The sequence below is a fragment of the Brevundimonas sp. A19_0 genome (assembly GCF_017744255.1).
Taxonomy (GTDB): domain Bacteria; phylum Pseudomonadota; class Alphaproteobacteria; order Caulobacterales; family Caulobacteraceae; genus Brevundimonas.
Genome location: NZ_JAGHQP010000006.1, coordinates 91799 through 108207 on the forward strand (window position 1 = coordinate 91799; position 16409 = coordinate 108207).

The following is a 16409-nucleotide window of genomic DNA, read 5'->3' on the forward strand; positions in this document are numbered from 1 at the left end:
TGAAGGGATGCCCGCCCGAACTGGCAGTCGGTAGACGCGTTCACGCCGCCGCAGTGAAACCGGGGTTCAGGCGGCGGAAAGCGTCGCCGTGGGGCGAGGCGAGTCGGTGATCCACACCGAGCAGGTCCAGATCGATCAATCGATGCACAGGCCCCCCGTGCAGGAGCCGCAGCACCTCGGACAGGGCGAGAGTGGCGGCCACCGCTCCGACGAACGGCGCGCCAACCGCCTTGCCGGCCAGGAGCGTCATGCCGCACCGATCGAGATCCCCATCGGTCAGGAGCTTCGTATAGGCCGGGCGGTCCTCGAGCGATTCAACCGCGCCCGCCGCTTTCCACATCTCGGCAGTGGGCCGCGCCCCCGGCAGGGTATGCAGCCGCATAGTGCGGTAGTCCCGGTGGCCCCGTCCCAGTCCCGCCTCCACGATCATGTCGAAGCCGACCTGATCGAGGGCCCGCCGGCCCGCCGCGTTGTCCAGCCCGCAGAGCGCGATCGCCGGCTCTCCGGGTTGACGGCTGAAGCCGGCGTCGAAGAACCGCTCCTGGATGGAGGTCTGGAACCCCCGCCGTTCAGCCCAGGCCGCCATGGCCCGCGTCTTCTTCTGCCCCACCATGGCCGCGTCCGTCAGGATCGAGGTGCTTTCGGTCGACGGCGTGATCGTATCGATGTCCTGGAGGACCAGCGAGACTTCGGCAGGGGACCGGTAGGGCAACAGACCGAGGCCCCACAGATAAGCCTGCCCCAAGTGTCCCAGGCCGATCAGCCAGAGCTGCGACGGCAGATAGGTCAGGGGCGGTTCTTGGGAGTCGGTGGGCAGCCAATCCACATCAGCGCCCGGCCGCCACAGGGAGAGACCGACGATCCGGCGTCCTGCCGCCTCCACGGCGCTGACATGCAGAAAGGCTTCGTTGACGGCGAGCGCCGCCGCCAGCATGCCGGCCAGCGGGTTCGCCGGTCCCGCCTCCGGCGTCTGGGAGGCATGCAGGGGCGCGATCCCGCCGCGCCAGCCGGCCGCCGCCGTGCGAATGCAAAACCCCTCACGACGCACTCCGCGCGGCCCGACCACGACGACCGGCGCGCCCGGAGCGCCATCTTCGACGCGACCGCCGAGAGACCGGACCGCTTCGGCCAAGGTGCAGCCGAGCGGCAGGGGCGCGGTCAGGGACGTCTCCAGCGCGCCGCTGACCGAAACGCCGCCGAGGAAGACGCGACGACCCAGTGCGACGAGCGTCAGCAGAGTCGCTTGGCTGATCGGATCGCTGGGCTCGTCGGGACGGAATTCGACGGTGAGGCGAAAGCCCTGAAAGAGGGCCTCGGCTTCGGCGATGCTTTCGGCCGCACCGCTGTCGATCGCCTGTTTCACCAGACGGTGCAAAGACTCGGCGGGGACGTACTGGGTCATCACGCGCTCCTAGAGGCCGATGTGGAAGAAGGTGGAACGGGCTTCGGGGGCGACCGTCGCCCACCGCTTCGCCCCCAGATACCGGTAGATGCCGATGTCGCGTCGGGGCTGGGGCGATGAGGCGAAACGCGGCAGGATCAGTGCGATATGTCCGGCCCGCGAGATCATCGGATGGTCGCGATCGGAGGTGCTTTGCCCCGAACCGCCCGGATGAACATGAACGTCAGCGACCACCGACAGACCGCGGGCTTTGCACAGCCGCCAGAGTTCACCGAAATACCGGCCGTCAAATCGGACGATGCCGCTGTCGAGACAGTGGGGATCCAGGTCGTCGTAGAGGACGAAGTCGACGACGCGCCGCCGCCCGTCCACCTGACGACCGAGCAGGAAGGCGCCGCTTTCGCGGCTGCTGTTCCGGCCACGCTGCCGCAACGCCCGGCGCAGGCGTCCCCACAGGAACCAGGAACAGGACAGTTCATGCCGCGGCGCGAAGAGGCGGCGCATAGTCTCGGCAATGGAGAAGTTCATGGACGAGCTCCAGATACTGAACGACGCCGGTGGCCGGGCGCCAGATTTTCGAGGGCATCTCATGACGCCAGTTGTCGTGGCCGGCGAAGCTTTCGCGGTCACAGGGCAGGTACAGGGCGGTGCCGTTCTTCCAGTCCGTCCGGAACACAGCCGAGACGCGCCCTCCCTGCCCGCGGGGCCAAAGATCGAACGCAAGGATCTGGTCGCGTTCGATGTCCCAAGGCCCCCCCGTCGGCGCTGTCTGCGGGTAGCCTGAGCAGTTCAGCCGGAGCACGTACTCGCGTCCGTCCATGGCCGTCACGCCGATGAAGGCGTGCGGCCAGCGGACCTCGATCAACCGCCACCGCCCCTCGGCCTGGCCGAGGCGGAACGTGGCTCGCGCCACGTCCGCCTCGAACGCCCGTTGGTCCGGCCCGATCACCGCTCCCATCCGGGCGCGCCGTTGACCCGCTCGTCGGCGACGAGGTCGAAGGCGAGCGCGCAGGTCTTGCGGTTCGTCAGCGAGCCGATGTGGGTTCCCGGCGCCGGCCGCTCGTGCGTGCCCGAGATCTGGAGCACGTGTTCACCCGCCTCCTCGGCGGTCATGCCGAACTTGCGTTCCGCCGCCCACCGCTTGACGCGCGCCACCGTCGCGCCGGGGGCGAACTTCCGATCGGCGGTTTCGCCGTTGAAGGTCACGCTGACCTCGACGTGGCGGCAGCGGTTCAGGTGGACCTTGAGCCCCTTGTCGCTGGCGCGCTCCTTGATCTTTGCCTCGTCGTCGAGCGGGTCGTCCTCGTCTTCGACGAACAGCAGGGCGTCCGGTCCGATCCCGTGCTTCTCGGCGAGCAGGGCCTTGAGGGTGGCGAAGGTGGCCTCGGCGTCGATCTCGAGGTGCTCGATCTCGCCGACCCCTTCGCCCTGGTAGAACAGATCGATGGTCTTCATGGGTTCACACTCCGGGGATCGAGGTGTGAGGCCCTATTGCCCCGCTTTCGTCCCTTACCTCCCTGATCGGAGGCCGGGCGCGAATCCGGAAAGCCGAGGCGGCGATCTAGCTCAGATCGAGCTTCCCTCGCGGCGTGGCGGCGCAGATGAAGAAATGGGGACAGCGCGGACAAGTGACCACGTCGGTCTCGATCGGAAAGTCCCCGGCGGCGATCCCCGCCAGCATGGTTTCGCTCTTTGTCTTGCGGTTGCTGAGCTTGGTGGGCGAGATCGCGACCGGCTCAGCCGCCTCGTCGGTCAGGTGCAGCGCCTGGACGACAACGCCGGCGCCGAACTGAGCCTCGGCCGCCAACTGATAGAGCGTGTATTCGAGGCGATCGTATTCATCGCTTCGTTTGTGGCCGGTGCGGACCCGGCGAACAACGACCGTACCGTCCGACAGTTCCGCCAACTCGTTCGGCTCGACCAGAACCCGACCGTTCGCGAAATCGATCGCCAGCGGTTCGGATTCGCGGAATCGGCGCCCCGCGCCGGCATTGACCAGGGCCGCGATCAAGCGGGTCGCCAGCCGTCGATAATCAGCGGCGAAGGCGTGATCGACGGGCCCGCGCACCGTCCATATGGCCGCAAAAGCCGCTTCCGCTTCAGCGAGCGTCGGGCTCGAGGTCCGCCGCGCGTCAGCCAACCAGCGAAGGAGTTCGTACAGACAATCGTGGGTGCGCGAGAAGGCGGTGGGTTTGCGCGCCCCGCCCAGACCGAGGACATGCGTATAGAAGAACCGTCGAGGACACTTCTCATAGGCTCCAAGCCGACTGTCGGTCAGCGTCCAGTCCTCGGGCCAGGTGACGCGGATCGACGACGGGCCTAGCGCCCCGCCCGGCGGGGGCGACACCGCGGGCCGGGCGACCTCTTGCACCAAGCCCTTGGGCAGCCAGTCCAGGTAAGGCGACGCCGACCGGTTGTTGCCGTTCGGCTGCCTGCGGGCGAGATAGAGCCGCAGATGTGTCCGCGCTCTGGAGAGGCCGACGAAGAACAGGCACTGCTCCTCGTGCTCATGGGCCCGTTTCGCCTCGTCTGCGGGTGACAAGGCCTCCGTCCCCTCGATCATCCCGATCGGCGCCGGACAGCGTTGGCCGCGGTTGGAGGCCGGAAAGCTGGAGACTGTAAGACCTGGCAGATGGACGGCCTCGAACTCCAGACCCTTGCTGCCATGGACGGTCATAAGCCGGACCGCATTCAAGTGCAGCGCAGCCGCCGGCACCTGCCGAAGATCCCGCTCCTCAGCCAAGAGCACCAACTGGCGCACACGGTCGAGCGTCCGCTGAATCGGCAGTCCGCCGCCGACCGGGCTCTGCTCGCGCACGAAGTTGAGGAACTGCCATATCGCGACCGCACGCATCCGTTGGGTGACGCTCATCGCGGCGCCCAGGCGACGGCCCAAGTCCGTTCGGTCGAGAATATAGGTGGAGAGAAACGCCCACGCAGACGTGTTGGTCGTCAAACCTGCCAAATCGGCCGCCAGCCGGGTGATCGCCTCACGGCCAGCCGGCGAAAGGCCGGTCGCGCCGGCCGCGTCGCCAAGGCCCGTCAGCGCCGGCCGGCCGGCCGCCCGAAGATGACGTGAGACCACGGATACGTCCTGAAGGCTGAGGTCATACCGCGGCATGGCGCCGACGCGCACCAAGGCGTCGCCGAAGGGATCGATCGCCAGGCTGAGCAGCGCCAACAGATCGCGCACATCTTCACGTTCGAAAAGGCTTCCAAGGTGAAGGACGGGGATATCGCGGGCTTCGAGCGCGGCGGCGATGTCATTGAGCCGATTGTTGGAGCGGCAAAGCACCGCTTGATCGCGCAGCGGCACGCCCGCAGCCTCGAGTTCTCGAATGCCGGCGGCGACGCCCGCAGCCTCGTCGTCGAGCGTCTCGAACCGCCTCACTTCGGGATGGCTTGTCCCCTCACCCCGGTCCGCCTCCAGCGCCAAAGGCAACATGCCTGCCGAGGCGCCCATGCGCGGCGCAGTCGCGACGAACGTCTGTACGATCTGCTCGGTGGAGCGGTAATTGACGCCGAGCTGATCGACGACAGCCTTTGGATAGTCTTCCCCGAAACGCGCCATGTTGGCCGAGGAGGCCCCTCGAAATCTGTAGATCGATTGCCGGGAGTCGCCCACCACCCAGAGACGCTCGCCGTCACCCGCCACGGCTTTCAGAAGACGCGCGCTGGCCCGGTTGACGTCCTGGTATTCATCTACGAGCACATGACGATGGCGCAGTTGAACCGCCATCCGCAGCGCCGTGTCTTCCTCCAGCAAACGGGCTGGGCGCATGATCAGATCGCCGAAATCCACGCCTCCATGCTGGGTTTTGGCCGCCTCATAGAGATCGTAGATGTCGGCGATCTCCAGACATTTGGAAGCAGCCGTCTGGGCGGCCTCGTCGTCGCCGGCCGCCTCCCGCATCGCGGTCGCCAAGGCGCGATAGCGTGTCGGGTCCGCCATCTCGTCCTTGGCGCGCGAGATGGCCGCGACCACATCGCGCAGCACCATCGCCGGGTCCCACAAGTTCCGATAGTGAACCAACGGCAGGGTCGGGAGGATCTCTTCGAGCAACGCGATTGCATCGCTTCGATCAAACAGGGCCGGATCAGGAGACAAGCCTAGGCGATCGTGATGCCGCCGCAACAGGTCGAGCCCGAAGGCGTGAAAGGTGCCGATCCACAGACGCGGTGCAGCGTCCGGCATAGCCATCGTCAGGCGTTCGGAGAGTTCGCCCGCCGCACGGTTCGAAAACGTCAATATGAGCGTGGCTGCGGGATCGATGCCATCGGCCAGGAGCGACGTCACGCGTTTAACCAGTGTTCTCGTCTTGCCCGTGCCTGGCCCGGCCTGAAGTTGGAAGGGCGAGCCTCGGTGAGCCGCGGCCCGGTCCTGGGAGGGGTCAGGGCGCGGAACGTGGGTCGATGCCGGCGCCGCGTCCGCCGACTCGAATGGGGGAAGCAGAAGTGCGTCAAAGAGCTGCTGGCGAACCAGAGCAAGCGGAAGGCCCGTGCGGGTCGCGATGTCCGTCGCGCCGAGACCATCGATGACATGCAGGCGTCTGGCGAGGGGGCGCGACAGGACGAATTCGCGCGCAAAGACGTTTGCCTGGAGCTCACGCCGTTCTCGCGCTCCATAGTCTTCGACACGCTGAAGGCCGACCGGCGCGGCCTCTGTGGACCGGGTCGCATCGATGTCGGACGAGGCGCACGTCGCGGACCCTGCATGCAGACGGGCGTGGCCGATCTCATGAGCCACCAGTAGGGCGCGTGCGACCTCGTCGCCGGCCGTCTCGCAACAGATCGTGCCGCTCTGGTCGTCATACAGCGCACGGGCCCCCTTCAGCGCGGGGTCGCCGGCAGCGAGCCACACCAGTTCCAAGTCGAGAGCCTTAGCCCCGGCTTGCACGAAGGCGAACGGGTCGAGCGGATCGGCGCCCGTCTCCACCAGCACATCGTGAAGCGCTGCGGCATCGGACCGAATTGGATCGAACGGGTCCATCGACCTATAGCGCCAAAAGGGCGCGTTGCTGGTCCTCGGTCAGTCCCGAGCTTCGCACTGCGTCTTTGAACGTCTGTCGCCCACCATCGGTAGGCTTCCCGTCGGCCTTGAAGAACTGCGAACGCGCGCCAACGCCCTGAGCGGCCGCGAAATGTGCGACCACAACCTCCAGCGGCGCATGTAGATCATTGGCGACGCGTTGCCGAAATCCGGATGTGAGCGTGTCGGGGTCAATCTGCCGATCGCGCAATTTGGCGACGAACACGCTGTTAACGTCGAGCCGTCTCGCAAATCCACGAAACTCCTCGCGGCTGAGCGCCGAGAAAGGATTGACTGCGGCGGTGGACGGACGGTCAGTCGCTACCGCGGAGGCACGTCCCATCGTCTCGGCGTGTAGTCGGTTCTGGTAGCGGCTCATAGCGCGGGCGACCGCTGGGCTTACGGTCGTGGGGTCTAGCGCGGCCTCTGCCGCCTCGAGTACGCATTCACCGCGCAATGCATCAATCGCGATCGCGATCGCATAGTCCGTAAGTTCGTCGCCGAACTGCGGAAAACGGCGCACAAGATCGTCGAGAAGATTGGCGTTCGGCACGGTCTCCGCGGTCGACAGCGCATAGAGCGCATCGCGCAAGCCAGGTGGTGGGTTGGCGGTAAGTGTGGGGGTCATAGGTCCTCCTTAAATCGGGAGAGCTTCGCCGCCGCCCGTTTCAGTCGGTTGCGGATCGTTCGTCCCGTGCAGTTGCAGCGCGTTGCAGCGGTCTCTTCATCCGGATCATCCGACTCCTCCTGGTAGCCGAGGGCGTGGACCAGAATGACTGCGTCGCGCTCGTCCGTGGGCAAGGCTAGGATCGCATCTTCCAGTTCAGACCGGAAAGCGATGCTCTCCTGTGTCGCCGGCGACTGGAACGCTTCGGAAACGCGTGCGAACACATCTTCCCGCGGGTCAGCGTCCTCTTCGTCAGTCGGTTGGGGCAGATCGACCGCTGGCTTCAGGCGAGCGATCTCCTGGCGAACGATATCAATCCGGAAAAATCGGAAAGCTCGGTTGAACTTGCATTCGTAGAAGTCGAGTTCGTCGGGCGCGGCGCCGTGATCGTCGCTGGCGAAGAGTTCGCTGAACTGCCCTAGAATCTCTTCACGAACGCTGGCCGCTTCAGGGAGTTGGCCGTCTGGAACCTTCACGAGCAGATTGGCTTCACAGCGCCCGAGCAAAACGGGCAATGCCGCCCCGATCAGAACCTGATCGCCGACCCGCCGGGCGTGTCGAACGAGATGGACCAGGGTTTCGGAGCGCAGATGCTGGGGATGCTGACGGTCAGTGATAACCAACCGGACCCGAAGGGCCGACAGATCGAGAGCGATGGCTTCATCAATCTGCGCCTCGATGGCCTTCGGTCGGATCAAGGGGCCCTTGTCACCCGATTTCGTTAGCGGTCGAGCCATCCTGCCCCTTGCCTCATGCAGCGCCGGTTATGAGCGTCCGTGAAGCCCGCTCGTCGTCGCTGATCGCGTCGGGGCAGAAAATCCGGAAAGTCGATTTTTGCTTTTCTTGTTTTTCTACGCTAACGCCGATTCCGCCCTCGGCGAGAGTCGTTCACCGATCATACTCATGCCAAGAGCGCTCGGATAGATTGCAGGACCGGCGACAAGAAACCGCGCGCCCCCAAAAGGGCGCGCGGCTAATGCTTCGACCTGTAGAAAGGGGGATGGCCGGGGAGCGCGCGCGTCTCGAAGGGCCGCCCGGAGTCAACCGATCCTTGACTTGTACGCCACTGCGGCGTACATACGCTTCACGTTTGAGGAGTACCGGAGGCAGCCATGCTCGCTTTCAATGACCAGATCAGCCCGCTCGATGAGCGCAGCACGGAACGGATGAACTTCCGGACCAAGCCGCACATCAAGCAAACCATTCAGCGCGCCGCGGCCTTGGCCGGCGTGGACGACTCCGTGTTCACGATGAACGCGGCCTACCAGTCGGCCCGCGAGACCATCGAAGCGCATGAGCGCACGATCCTGGCTCCGCTGGACCATGCGGCGTTCTTCGCCGCCATGGACGCGCCCCCGGCTCCCACGGACAAACTCCGTGCGGCCTTCGCCCGTCACCGTGAGACGGTCGCCAGTCGGTGAGCGCTGGCGAAGCTGACGCCCTGAACATCGTTGAGCCGTTCGATCCTGAGACCCATGATCGGACGGCTTTTTCCTGCGGCATCGAACAGGTCGACAACTTCTTCAAGAAGACGGCGAACAAGCTGTCCAAGGCCGACAATCTGCGCGTCTGGGTAATGACCGACCCCAAGGGCGCTCTGATCGGCTTCTACGCCACCAACGCCCACAGCGTCGATTACCAGGACCTCCCGCCCAAATACGCGCGGACCCGCCCGGGCCACGGCCAAATTCCCGCCGCCTATATTTCGATGATCGGGGTGGATCAGCGCTTTCAAGGCCAAGGCTATGGCGGCGACCTGCTGATCGATTGCCTGCGCCGCCTCGCCCAGGCCAGCGAGGCGCTCGGCGTCGCCGTGGTGATGCTGGACGTGCTGGACTGCGGCGACCCCAAACAGGTCGAGCGGCGGTTGGCGCTCTATAAGGGATACGGGTTCGAACCCCTTCCCACCAACCCGCTGCGCCTGTTCCTGCCCATGGCGACAGTGAAGACGCTGATCGCTGAAGAGACGTAGGAATCGCCGACGCCGGACGGAACCCCGCGACCTTACGGACGAAAGGCTGACGGCTGGTCCTGTCGGAGGCTTTCGCGTTCGATTCCCTCGACACGAGCGTGGAGAGAACCGATGGTTCAAGCCGACCCGCCCCTTCGCCGGACGATCAAGAAGACCCAGCTCCGCCAGATGGTGCCGCTGGCTGACAGCACCATCTGGGAAATGGAGCGGCGCGGCCAGTTCCCAAGCGCTTCCTCCTAACGCCGCGCTGCGTGGTCTGGGATCTCGCCGAGGTCGAGACCTGGCTGGCCTTGCGCCGGGCGCAGCCCATCCCCCGCGCCGCGCCCCCCGACGTCCACAAGCGGCTGGCGCGGCCCGTCAGAGGCGCGGATCGAAGCGAGGGCCCGCCGCTTCCGGGATGACCAGGACGGGCGTGTAAGCCCTACCCTCTTCCCAGGCCTCGACGGCGTTCGACCACTCCTGGGCCATGTGCCGACGCTGCGCTTCGAACTCAGCCTTGTTGTAGACGCCGCGCGAGGAGCGCTCCTCGTGGGCCAGGCACTTCTCGATCCAGTCCGAGTTGAAGCTCATCTCGTGAAGCAGGGTCGAGGCCGTCCGGCGAAGGTCGTGCACCGTGAAGGGCTCCAGCGGCAGACTCTTCTCCCGCGCCCGCTCGGCGATGGCGGTGGTCACCCGGTTGAAGGTCGCCCGCGACATCGGCGCGTCGGCGTCGTAGCGCGAAGGCAGGATGTAGCGGGAGTTGCCGGCGCAGGTCTTCAGCGCGATCAGGATGTCCAGCATCTGGGTCGACAGATAGACGTTGTGCGGCCGGGAGCGCTTCATCCGCGCCTTCGGGATCGACCAGACGGCGTTCTCGAAGTCGACCTCGTCCCAGGTTCCGTCCTGAAGCTCGCTCTTGCGCACCATGCTGAGCAGGATGAACTTCAGCCCCAACCGGATGGTCGGCAGTGTGGCGACGTCACCGAGCAGGCCCAGCATGATGCGGATCTCGGCCGGCGACAGCGACCGGTCCCGCGGACGGAAGGTCGCGATCGACGCCGGGCCGACCCCATCGGCCGGATTGTCGATCTTCTCGCCATGCAGGATGGCCCAGGCGTAGATCTGCTTGACGATGTCGCGGACGTGGATGGCGGTCGCCGGCGCCCCGCGGTCGACGATGGTCTTGCAGTGCGCCCGCAGGTCGTCGGGCGTGATCTCGCTCAGCAGCCGGCTCCGCCAGGTCGGCAGCACCTCGCGATTGAAAATGGCGCGCCGCATGTTGCGGGTGCTGTCCGCCATAGGCGCATGATCCATCCACTTCTGCGCCACGATGCCGAAGCTCCGCGCCTCCTTCAGGCGGCGTTTGGCGCGCTGCTTCTCCAGGGCCGGAGACACCCCGTCGGCGATCAGTCGCTTCGCTTCGATCACCTTTTCCCGCGCCTTTGCGAGCGACAAACCGGCAGGCCCATAGGAGCCGAAGGTCACGGTCTCCCGCCGGCCATTGAAGCGGTAGTCGTAGCGAAATGCGATCCCGCCGGCGGGCGAAACCAGCACGTACAAACCGTCCCTGTCGGTCATTTTGTAAGGCTTTGATTTCCCGCGGATATTCCGCAACGCAGCGTCCGTAAGCATGGCAAACTCCCACCAAAATACCGTCAGGCCGTTTCGGGGGTTCTTGGACTCAATTTTCCTTTTGAAATCAGGAACTTGGTCCGAAAAAATACCGTCAGGCCCGGTTCATCGGGGTGACGGTATGAGCGCGAGGCCGTACGGACAACGGGGAGCCATACCGTCAGAATTGACGGCATCACGGTTTCGAGACCCTCCGAAAGGCTCCGAAGGGTATCGAGAGAATTCACTTTTTTGTCAGTGGCTTAGTGGGTTATTCGGAAGCGATCTCGAAAGGCCCCGAAAGGCCCGGACTATTCCCACTCGATGGTGCCCGGCGGCTTGGACGTCACGTCGTAGACCACGCGGTTCACGCCGCGCACCTCGTTGATGATGCGGGTGGCGGTCCGGCCAAGCACTTCCCAAGGGAACTGATAAAAGTCCGCCGTCATGCCGTCGGTCGAGGTCACGGCGCGCAGGGCCAGCACCTTTTCATAGGTCCGGGCATCACCCATCACGCCGACGGTCTTGACCGGCAGCAGCACGGCAAACGCCTGCCAGATGTCGTCGTACAGGCCGGCCTTGCGGATTTCCTCAAGGTAGATGGCATCCGCCTCCTGCAGGGTCGCCACAGCATCCGGCGTGATCTCGCCGGGGATGCGGATGGCCAGGCCCGGCCCCGGGAAGGGATGGCGTCCGACAAAGGCGTCGGTCAGGCCCAGCTCGCGGCCCAGCGCGCGCACCTCGTCCTTGAACAGTTCGCGCAGCGGCTCGACCAGCTTCAGCTTCATATAGTCGGGCAGGCCCCCGACATTGTGGTGGCTCTTGATCACATGGGCCTTGCCGCTGGACGACGAGACGCTCTCGATCACATCGGGGTACAGCGTCCCCTGGGCCAGGAATTCGGCGCCGTCGATCTTGCCGGCCTCGCGGTCGAACACCTCGATGAAGACCCGGCCGATAGTCTTGCGCTTGGTCTCGGGGTCCGACTGGCCGGCAAGTTCGCCGAGGAATTCCTTCGATGCATCAACGTGGATCAGCGGGATGTTATAGTGATCCCGGAACAGGGTCGTGACCTGTTTCGCCTCATCCTTGCGCAACAGGCCGGTGTCGACGAACACACAGGTCAGCTGGTCGCCGATGGCTTCGTGGATCAGCACCGCGGCGACCGAGCTGTCGACCCCGCCCGACAGGCCGCAGATCACTTTCGCGTCGCCCACCTGTTCGCGGATCTGGGCGATCTTCTCCTCGCGATAGGCGGCCATGGTCCAGTCGCCCTTCAGCCCGGCGATGCCGTGGGTGAAGTTCTTCAGCATCCGGTCGCCGCGCGGCGTGTGCATGACCTCGGGGTGGAACTGGATGCCGTAGAAGCGCCGTGTCTCGTCCCCGATCACCGCATAGGGCGACCCGGGCGAGGTGGCGATGACGTCAAAGCCCTCGGGGATGGCAACGATCTTGTCACCGTGGCTCATCCACACCGGCTCGTCCTCGCCGACGCCGGCCAGGCCCTCCAGCAGGGGCGAGGCCTTCTGCACCGTGATCTCGGCCCGGCCGAACTCGCGATGGTGCCCCCCCTCGACCTTGCCGCCCAGCTGCTCGCACATGGTCATCTCGCCGTAGCAGATGCCCAGCACCGGCACGCCCGCCTCGAACACGGCCTGCGGTGCGCGGGGGCTGCCTTCCTCGTGCACGCTCTCGGGCCCACCCGACAGGATGATCGCCGCCGGGTTCATCGCCGCCATGGCGGCCTCGGCCTTCTGGAAGGGATGTATCTCGCAATAGACCTTCGCCTCGCGCAGGCGCCGCGCGATCAGCTGGGTCACCTGGCTGCCGAAATCGACGATCAGGACTTTCTGGTGTTCGGGCTGGCTCATGCGATCGGTTCCGGGGAGGCGGGCTGGGACATATCCGGGCGGGCGGAGGGGGCGCGGTCGAGGGCGGCGAGGCCCTCGGCCTCCAGCACGTCCATCAGCCGATCCCACGCCGTGGCGAGGTGTTCGTCAATCCGATGCAGGGTGCCGGTCCAGTCCTCCAGCGCCGTCAGCTCCGTCCGACCGTCGGACACGCCGCGCAGGGCGACCAGCGGCACGTCAAACGTCTGCGCGGCCCGCACCAGCGCCCAGGTTTCCATGTCCACCATGTCGGCGTCGATCGCGTCATAGGCCGCCCCGGAAACGACATTGGCTCCGGTCGACAGGCTGGCGCACGGCAGGCCCGGGATGGGACACGGCAGCGGCAGCACGGCCGGCAGGTCCGACAGCGGCGTCACGCCCTTCGGGAATCCCAGCGCACTGGCATCCATGTCGCGATAGCCGACCGAGGCCACCTGATAGACCGCAGCATGATCCAGCGTGCGCGAGCCACAGGATCCCAGCGAGACGATCAGGTCGGGCCGTCCGTCCCTCCCCTGCAGGCGGGCCAGGGCGGCAGCCAGCGAAACCGCCGCCTCGACCGGGCCCACGCCGGTGATCAGCGGGTCGATGCGAGCCTTCAGATGCGCGCCGTATTCGGCCGGTGCAGCCATGACCGGCAACACCGTCACTCCGCCCCGGCGCTCCAGTCGTCCTGTCATGCCGCCCGCTCATAGAGGGCAAGGAAGAAGCCGTCGGTGTCGGTCGCGCCGGGCGACAGGCGGACCCGCGTCATCGGCCCGTCGGCCCACGGCGGCGTCACGGCGACCGGGCGCATATCCGGGTGCGCCGCCTCAAAGGCATCGGCGCTGGCCTCGTTCTCGCGCGTCAGCACCGAACAGGTCACATAGGCCAGCCGGCCGCCGGGTTTCACCAGCTTTGCGGCCTGATCCAGAATGCGGACCTGCAGGGCATGAAGGCGCTCAACCTCGTCGGGCTTGAGGCGCCACGCCGCCTCGGGGTGACGCCGCAAGGTCCCCGACCCCGAACAGGGCGCATCGACGAACACCAGGTCGGCCTGACCGTTCAGATCCTCCAGCCCCCCGCCGTTCTGACCGATGAGGCGCAGGTCAGCTTCGACGCCCGCGCGTTCCAGTCGGGGCTGGATGTTGCCCAGCCGCTTCTGCACCACATCCGAGGCGATCAGTCGCCCCTCGCCCTGAAGCGCGGCTGCCAGCCCGAGAGTCTTGCCCCCGCCCCCGGCGCAATAGTCGACAACGGTCATGCCGGGCCGGGCCCCGGCAAGGGCACAGACGACCTGACTGCCCTCGTCCTGAATCTCGATGCGCCCCTCGCGGAAGGCATCCAGCGTCTGGATGTTCGGCGGCGGCTCGGCCGTCAGTCTCAGGCCGACCGGCGACCAAGGCGTGCGCTCGGGCGACAGTCCGGCGGCGCGCAGCTCACCCTCGACCGCCTCGAGGCTGGCCCGTCCGGTATTGACCCGCAGGTCGATCGGCGCGCGCGGCGCCATCAGGGCCCGGGCTTCGGCGGCCCACTGATCGCCAAAGGTCTCCTTCAGGTCCTCGACCACGAACTCCGGCAGCCCCGCCTCGACCCAGCCGGGCAGTTCGCTGTCCTTGACCGCCAGTCGCCCGCGCTCATGCTTCGACAGAGGGCCGGGGCCATAGCCCTCGCCCGTGTGAAGGGCCTCGATCTCCTCGAGGGACAGGCCGTCCAGCACGCCCAGCGACCCGATCACCAGCGCCCGGCCGTCCTCGCGCCCGCCCATGATCCAAGACAGCCGGCCCCGGGCCCGCAGCACCTTGTAGACCCGGTCGGCGATCGCGCGCCGGTCCTTGGAGCCCGCGTAGCGGTTCTGCTGCCCCCAAGCCTTGATGACGACCTCGGCCGGGTGGCGACCCTGCGCGATGGAGTCGAGGATGGAAGCGGCGGCAGCCAGTCGGGCAGCAGGGGTCATTCAGGGCTTTCAGACAAACAGGGCCACGATCACCATGATCAGGCCGGCCAGGGCGGCCATCCACACAAGGCTGCGGACATAGGGCACACCCAAGGCGTAGAGCGGCACGTAGACGATGCGACCCAGCAGGTACAGCCAGGCGCCCCACTGCGTCAGCGCGCCGGACTTGTCCGCAACCACGGCCATCAGCACAGCGGCGATGAACAGCGGCAGGGTCTCGAACAGATTGTCCTGCGCCCGCCTGAGGCGTCCGGCCAGCGGTCCGGGCGGGGGCGGATTGCCGTCCCGCGGACCGGCATTCCATTTGGCGCCCAGCTCGGCCGTGCGTGCCGCACCCGCCGCCAGGATCTGGACCAGCGCCAGCACGAGCGTTCCGGCCAGGGCGATGAATTCCGGTGTCATGTCCATGGCCGGTTCTCTCCCCTAGCCCTGCCGATAGTTGGGCGCCTCGCGCGTGATCATCACATCGTGCACATGGCTTTCGCGCAGGCCCGCATTGGTGATGCGCACGAACCGGGCGCGTTCCTGATACTCCGGAATGGTGGCGGCCCCGACATAGCCCATAGCAGCCCTGAGGCCCCCGACCATCTGGTGGATGACCGGCGAGATCGGCCCCTTGTAGGGCGTCTGTCCCTCGATCCCTTCCGGCACCAGCTTCTCGGACGAGACTTCCTTCTGGAAGTAGCGATCGGCCGAGCCGCGGGCCATGGCCCCGACCGAGCCCATGCCGCGGTACGACTTGTAGGACCGGCCCTGGTACAGGAAGACCTCGCCCGGGCTTTCGTCGGTGCCGGCGAACATCGAGCCCATCATGGCCACGCTCGCCCCGGCTGCGATGGCCTTGGCCAGATCGCCCGAATATTTGATGCCACCGTCGGCGATCACCGGCACGCCGCTGTCGCGGGCCGCGCGGGCCGCGTCCATTACGGCGGTCAACTGAGGTACGCCCACGCCCGCCACGATGCGGGTGGTGCAGATGCTGCCCGGCCCGATGCCGACCTTGACCGCATCGGCCCCGGCGTCGATCAGGGCGCGCGCCGCATCATAGGTCGCGACATTTCCGGCCACGATCTGCACCCGGTTGGTCTCGCGCTTGATGCGCTCGACGGCCTTCGACACCTGCACCGAGTGTCCGTGCGCCGTGTCGATCACGATCACATCGACGCCCGCGTCCGCCAGCGCCAGCGACCGCTCATAGCCGCTGTCTCCGACCGTCGAGGCCGCGCCGACCAGCAGGCGCCCCTGATCGTCCTTGGCGGCGTAGGGGTGGGCCTGGGCCTTTTCGATGTCCTTCATGGTGATCAGGCCGGTGGCGCGCATGTCACCGTCCACCACGATCACCCGTTCGATCTTGCGCTCGCGCAGGATGGCGATCGCCTCGTCGCGCCCGGCCCCCTCGGGCACCGTGTAGAGCGGATCGCGCGTCATCAACTCAGCGGCCTTGCGATCCGGCGAGGTATCAAACCGCATGTCCCGGTTGGTCAGCATGCCGACCAGACGGCCGGTCTCGCGGTCCACCACGGGGAAGCCCGAGATCTTCTTGCGGGCCACGATGTCGCGCACCTCGCCCAGGGTCGTGTCAGGGTGGATGGTCACCGGATTGATGACCATGCCGCTCTCGTAGCGCTTCACCACGCGGACCTGCTCGGCCTGTTCGTCGACCGTCAGATTGCGGTGCAGCACGCCCAGCCCGCCGGCCTGCGCCATGGCAATCGCCAGCCGGCTTTCCGTCACCGTGTCCATCGCCGAGGACACGAGCGGTATGTTCAGCTTCAGGCTTCGGGTCAGTTGGGTCGAGACGTCTGTCTCGGCGGGCATGACCTCCGACTTGCCGGGTTCGAGCAAAACATCATCGAAGGTAAGGCCTTCGCGTATCTCCATAGGGGAGTCTCCGTTTTGCGGGCCGCGTATAACGGCGGCGGCG

At 66.4% G+C, this 16409-nt stretch carries 15 protein-coding genes and 1 pseudogene; 3 read left to right on the forward strand and 13 right to left on the reverse strand.

The features are described from left to right. Nucleotides 1-40 precede the first annotated feature (40 nt). The 7 genes from J7346_RS08055 to J7346_RS08085 all read right to left on the reverse strand — a co-directional run bounded on the left by J7346_RS08055 (nucleotide 41) and on the right by J7346_RS08085 (nucleotide 7796). Entirely contained in the window at nucleotides 41-1402 is a 1362-nt protein-coding gene (locus J7346_RS08055) for a hypothetical protein (protein ID WP_209119396.1), read from the reverse strand. 9 nt (nucleotides 1403-1411) lie between these two features. After that, entirely contained in the window at nucleotides 1412-1930 is a 519-nt protein-coding gene (locus J7346_RS08060) for a hypothetical protein (protein ID WP_209119397.1), read from the reverse strand. Continuing rightward, complete coding sequence (locus tag J7346_RS08065) at nucleotides 1878-2315, reverse strand: hypothetical protein (RefSeq protein WP_209119398.1); 438 nt, start codon at nucleotides 2313-2315, stop codon at nucleotides 1878-1880. Before J7346_RS08065 ends, J7346_RS08060 begins: the two co-directional genes overlap by 53 nt. A gap of 32 nt (nucleotides 2316-2347) precedes the next feature. Then, on the reverse strand, nucleotides 2348-2857 hold the full coding sequence (locus tag J7346_RS08070; RefSeq protein ID WP_209119399.1) for a hypothetical protein: 510 nt from the start codon (nucleotides 2855-2857) through the stop codon (nucleotides 2348-2350). 106 nt (nucleotides 2858-2963) lie between these two features. Beyond that, nucleotides 2964-6392 carry an ATP-dependent helicase gene (locus tag J7346_RS08075; RefSeq protein WP_209119400.1) on the reverse strand — a complete coding sequence of 1143 codons (3429 nt, stop codon included), beginning with the start codon at nucleotides 6390-6392 and terminating at the stop codon, nucleotides 2964-2966. A gap of 4 nt (nucleotides 6393-6396) precedes the next feature. Beyond that, nucleotides 6397-7059 (reverse strand): hypothetical protein, encoded by a 663-nt coding sequence (locus J7346_RS08080; RefSeq protein WP_209119401.1) that lies wholly within the window; start codon nucleotides 7057-7059, stop codon nucleotides 6397-6399. Further along, a complete protein-coding gene (locus J7346_RS08085) occupies nucleotides 7056-7796 on the reverse strand; it encodes a hypothetical protein (RefSeq protein ID WP_209119402.1) in 741 nt (246 codons plus the stop codon). The genes J7346_RS08080 and J7346_RS08085 overlap by 4 nt, the downstream gene beginning before the upstream one ends. A 414-nt stretch (nucleotides 7797-8210) precedes the next feature. On the opposite strand from J7346_RS08085, the gene J7346_RS08090 reads away from it, so the two are divergent. The 3 genes and pseudogenes from J7346_RS08090 (at nucleotide 8211) to J7346_RS08100 (ending at nucleotide 9471) form a co-directional block, all read left to right on the forward strand. Beyond that, nucleotides 8211-8519 (forward strand): DUF1778 domain-containing protein, encoded by a 309-nt coding sequence (locus J7346_RS08090; RefSeq protein ID WP_209119403.1) that lies wholly within the window; start codon nucleotides 8211-8213, stop codon nucleotides 8517-8519. Beyond that, a complete protein-coding gene (locus tag J7346_RS08095) occupies nucleotides 8516-9070 on the forward strand; it encodes a GNAT family N-acetyltransferase (protein WP_209119404.1) in 555 nt (184 codons plus the stop codon). Before J7346_RS08090 ends, J7346_RS08095 begins: the two co-directional genes overlap by 4 nt. 111 nt (nucleotides 9071-9181) lie before the next feature. After that, nucleotides 9182-9471 (forward strand): annotated as a pseudogene (locus J7346_RS08100) (AlpA family phage regulatory protein). Here J7346_RS08100 and J7346_RS08105 read toward each other — a convergent pair. The 6 genes from J7346_RS08105 to guaB all read right to left on the reverse strand — a co-directional run bounded on the left by J7346_RS08105 (nucleotide 9428) and on the right by guaB (nucleotide 16366). After that, the gene (locus J7346_RS08105; RefSeq protein WP_209119405.1) at nucleotides 9428-10681 is read right to left on the reverse strand and encodes an integrase arm-type DNA-binding domain-containing protein; all 1254 of its coding nucleotides are present in this window, start codon (nucleotides 10679-10681) and stop codon (nucleotides 9428-9430) included. The pseudogene J7346_RS08100 and the gene J7346_RS08105 overlap by 44 nt on opposite strands. Before the next feature lie 290 nt (nucleotides 10682-10971). Then, a complete protein-coding gene (gene guaA, locus J7346_RS08110) occupies nucleotides 10972-12531 on the reverse strand; it encodes a glutamine-hydrolyzing GMP synthase (protein ID WP_209119406.1) in 1560 nt (519 codons plus the stop codon). Continuing rightward, nucleotides 12528-13229 (reverse strand): 5'-methylthioadenosine/S-adenosylhomocysteine nucleosidase, encoded by a 702-nt coding sequence (locus J7346_RS08115; protein ID WP_209119407.1) that lies wholly within the window; start codon nucleotides 13227-13229, stop codon nucleotides 12528-12530. The genes guaA and J7346_RS08115 overlap by 4 nt, the downstream gene beginning before the upstream one ends. Beyond that, nucleotides 13226-14485, reverse strand: a complete 1260-nt coding sequence (locus tag J7346_RS08120) for an RsmB/NOP family class I SAM-dependent RNA methyltransferase (RefSeq protein WP_209119408.1) — start codon at nucleotides 14483-14485, stop codon at nucleotides 13226-13228. Before J7346_RS08120 ends, J7346_RS08115 begins: the two co-directional genes overlap by 4 nt. Nucleotides 14486-14494: 9 nt before the next feature. After that, entirely contained in the window at nucleotides 14495-14893 is a 399-nt protein-coding gene (locus J7346_RS08125) for an MAPEG family protein (RefSeq protein WP_245157727.1), read from the reverse strand. Between the two features lie 15 nt (nucleotides 14894-14908). After that, entirely contained in the window at nucleotides 14909-16366 is a 1458-nt protein-coding gene (guaB, locus tag J7346_RS08130; RefSeq protein WP_209119409.1) for an IMP dehydrogenase, read from the reverse strand. Between the last annotated feature and the right edge of the window lie 43 nt (nucleotides 16367-16409).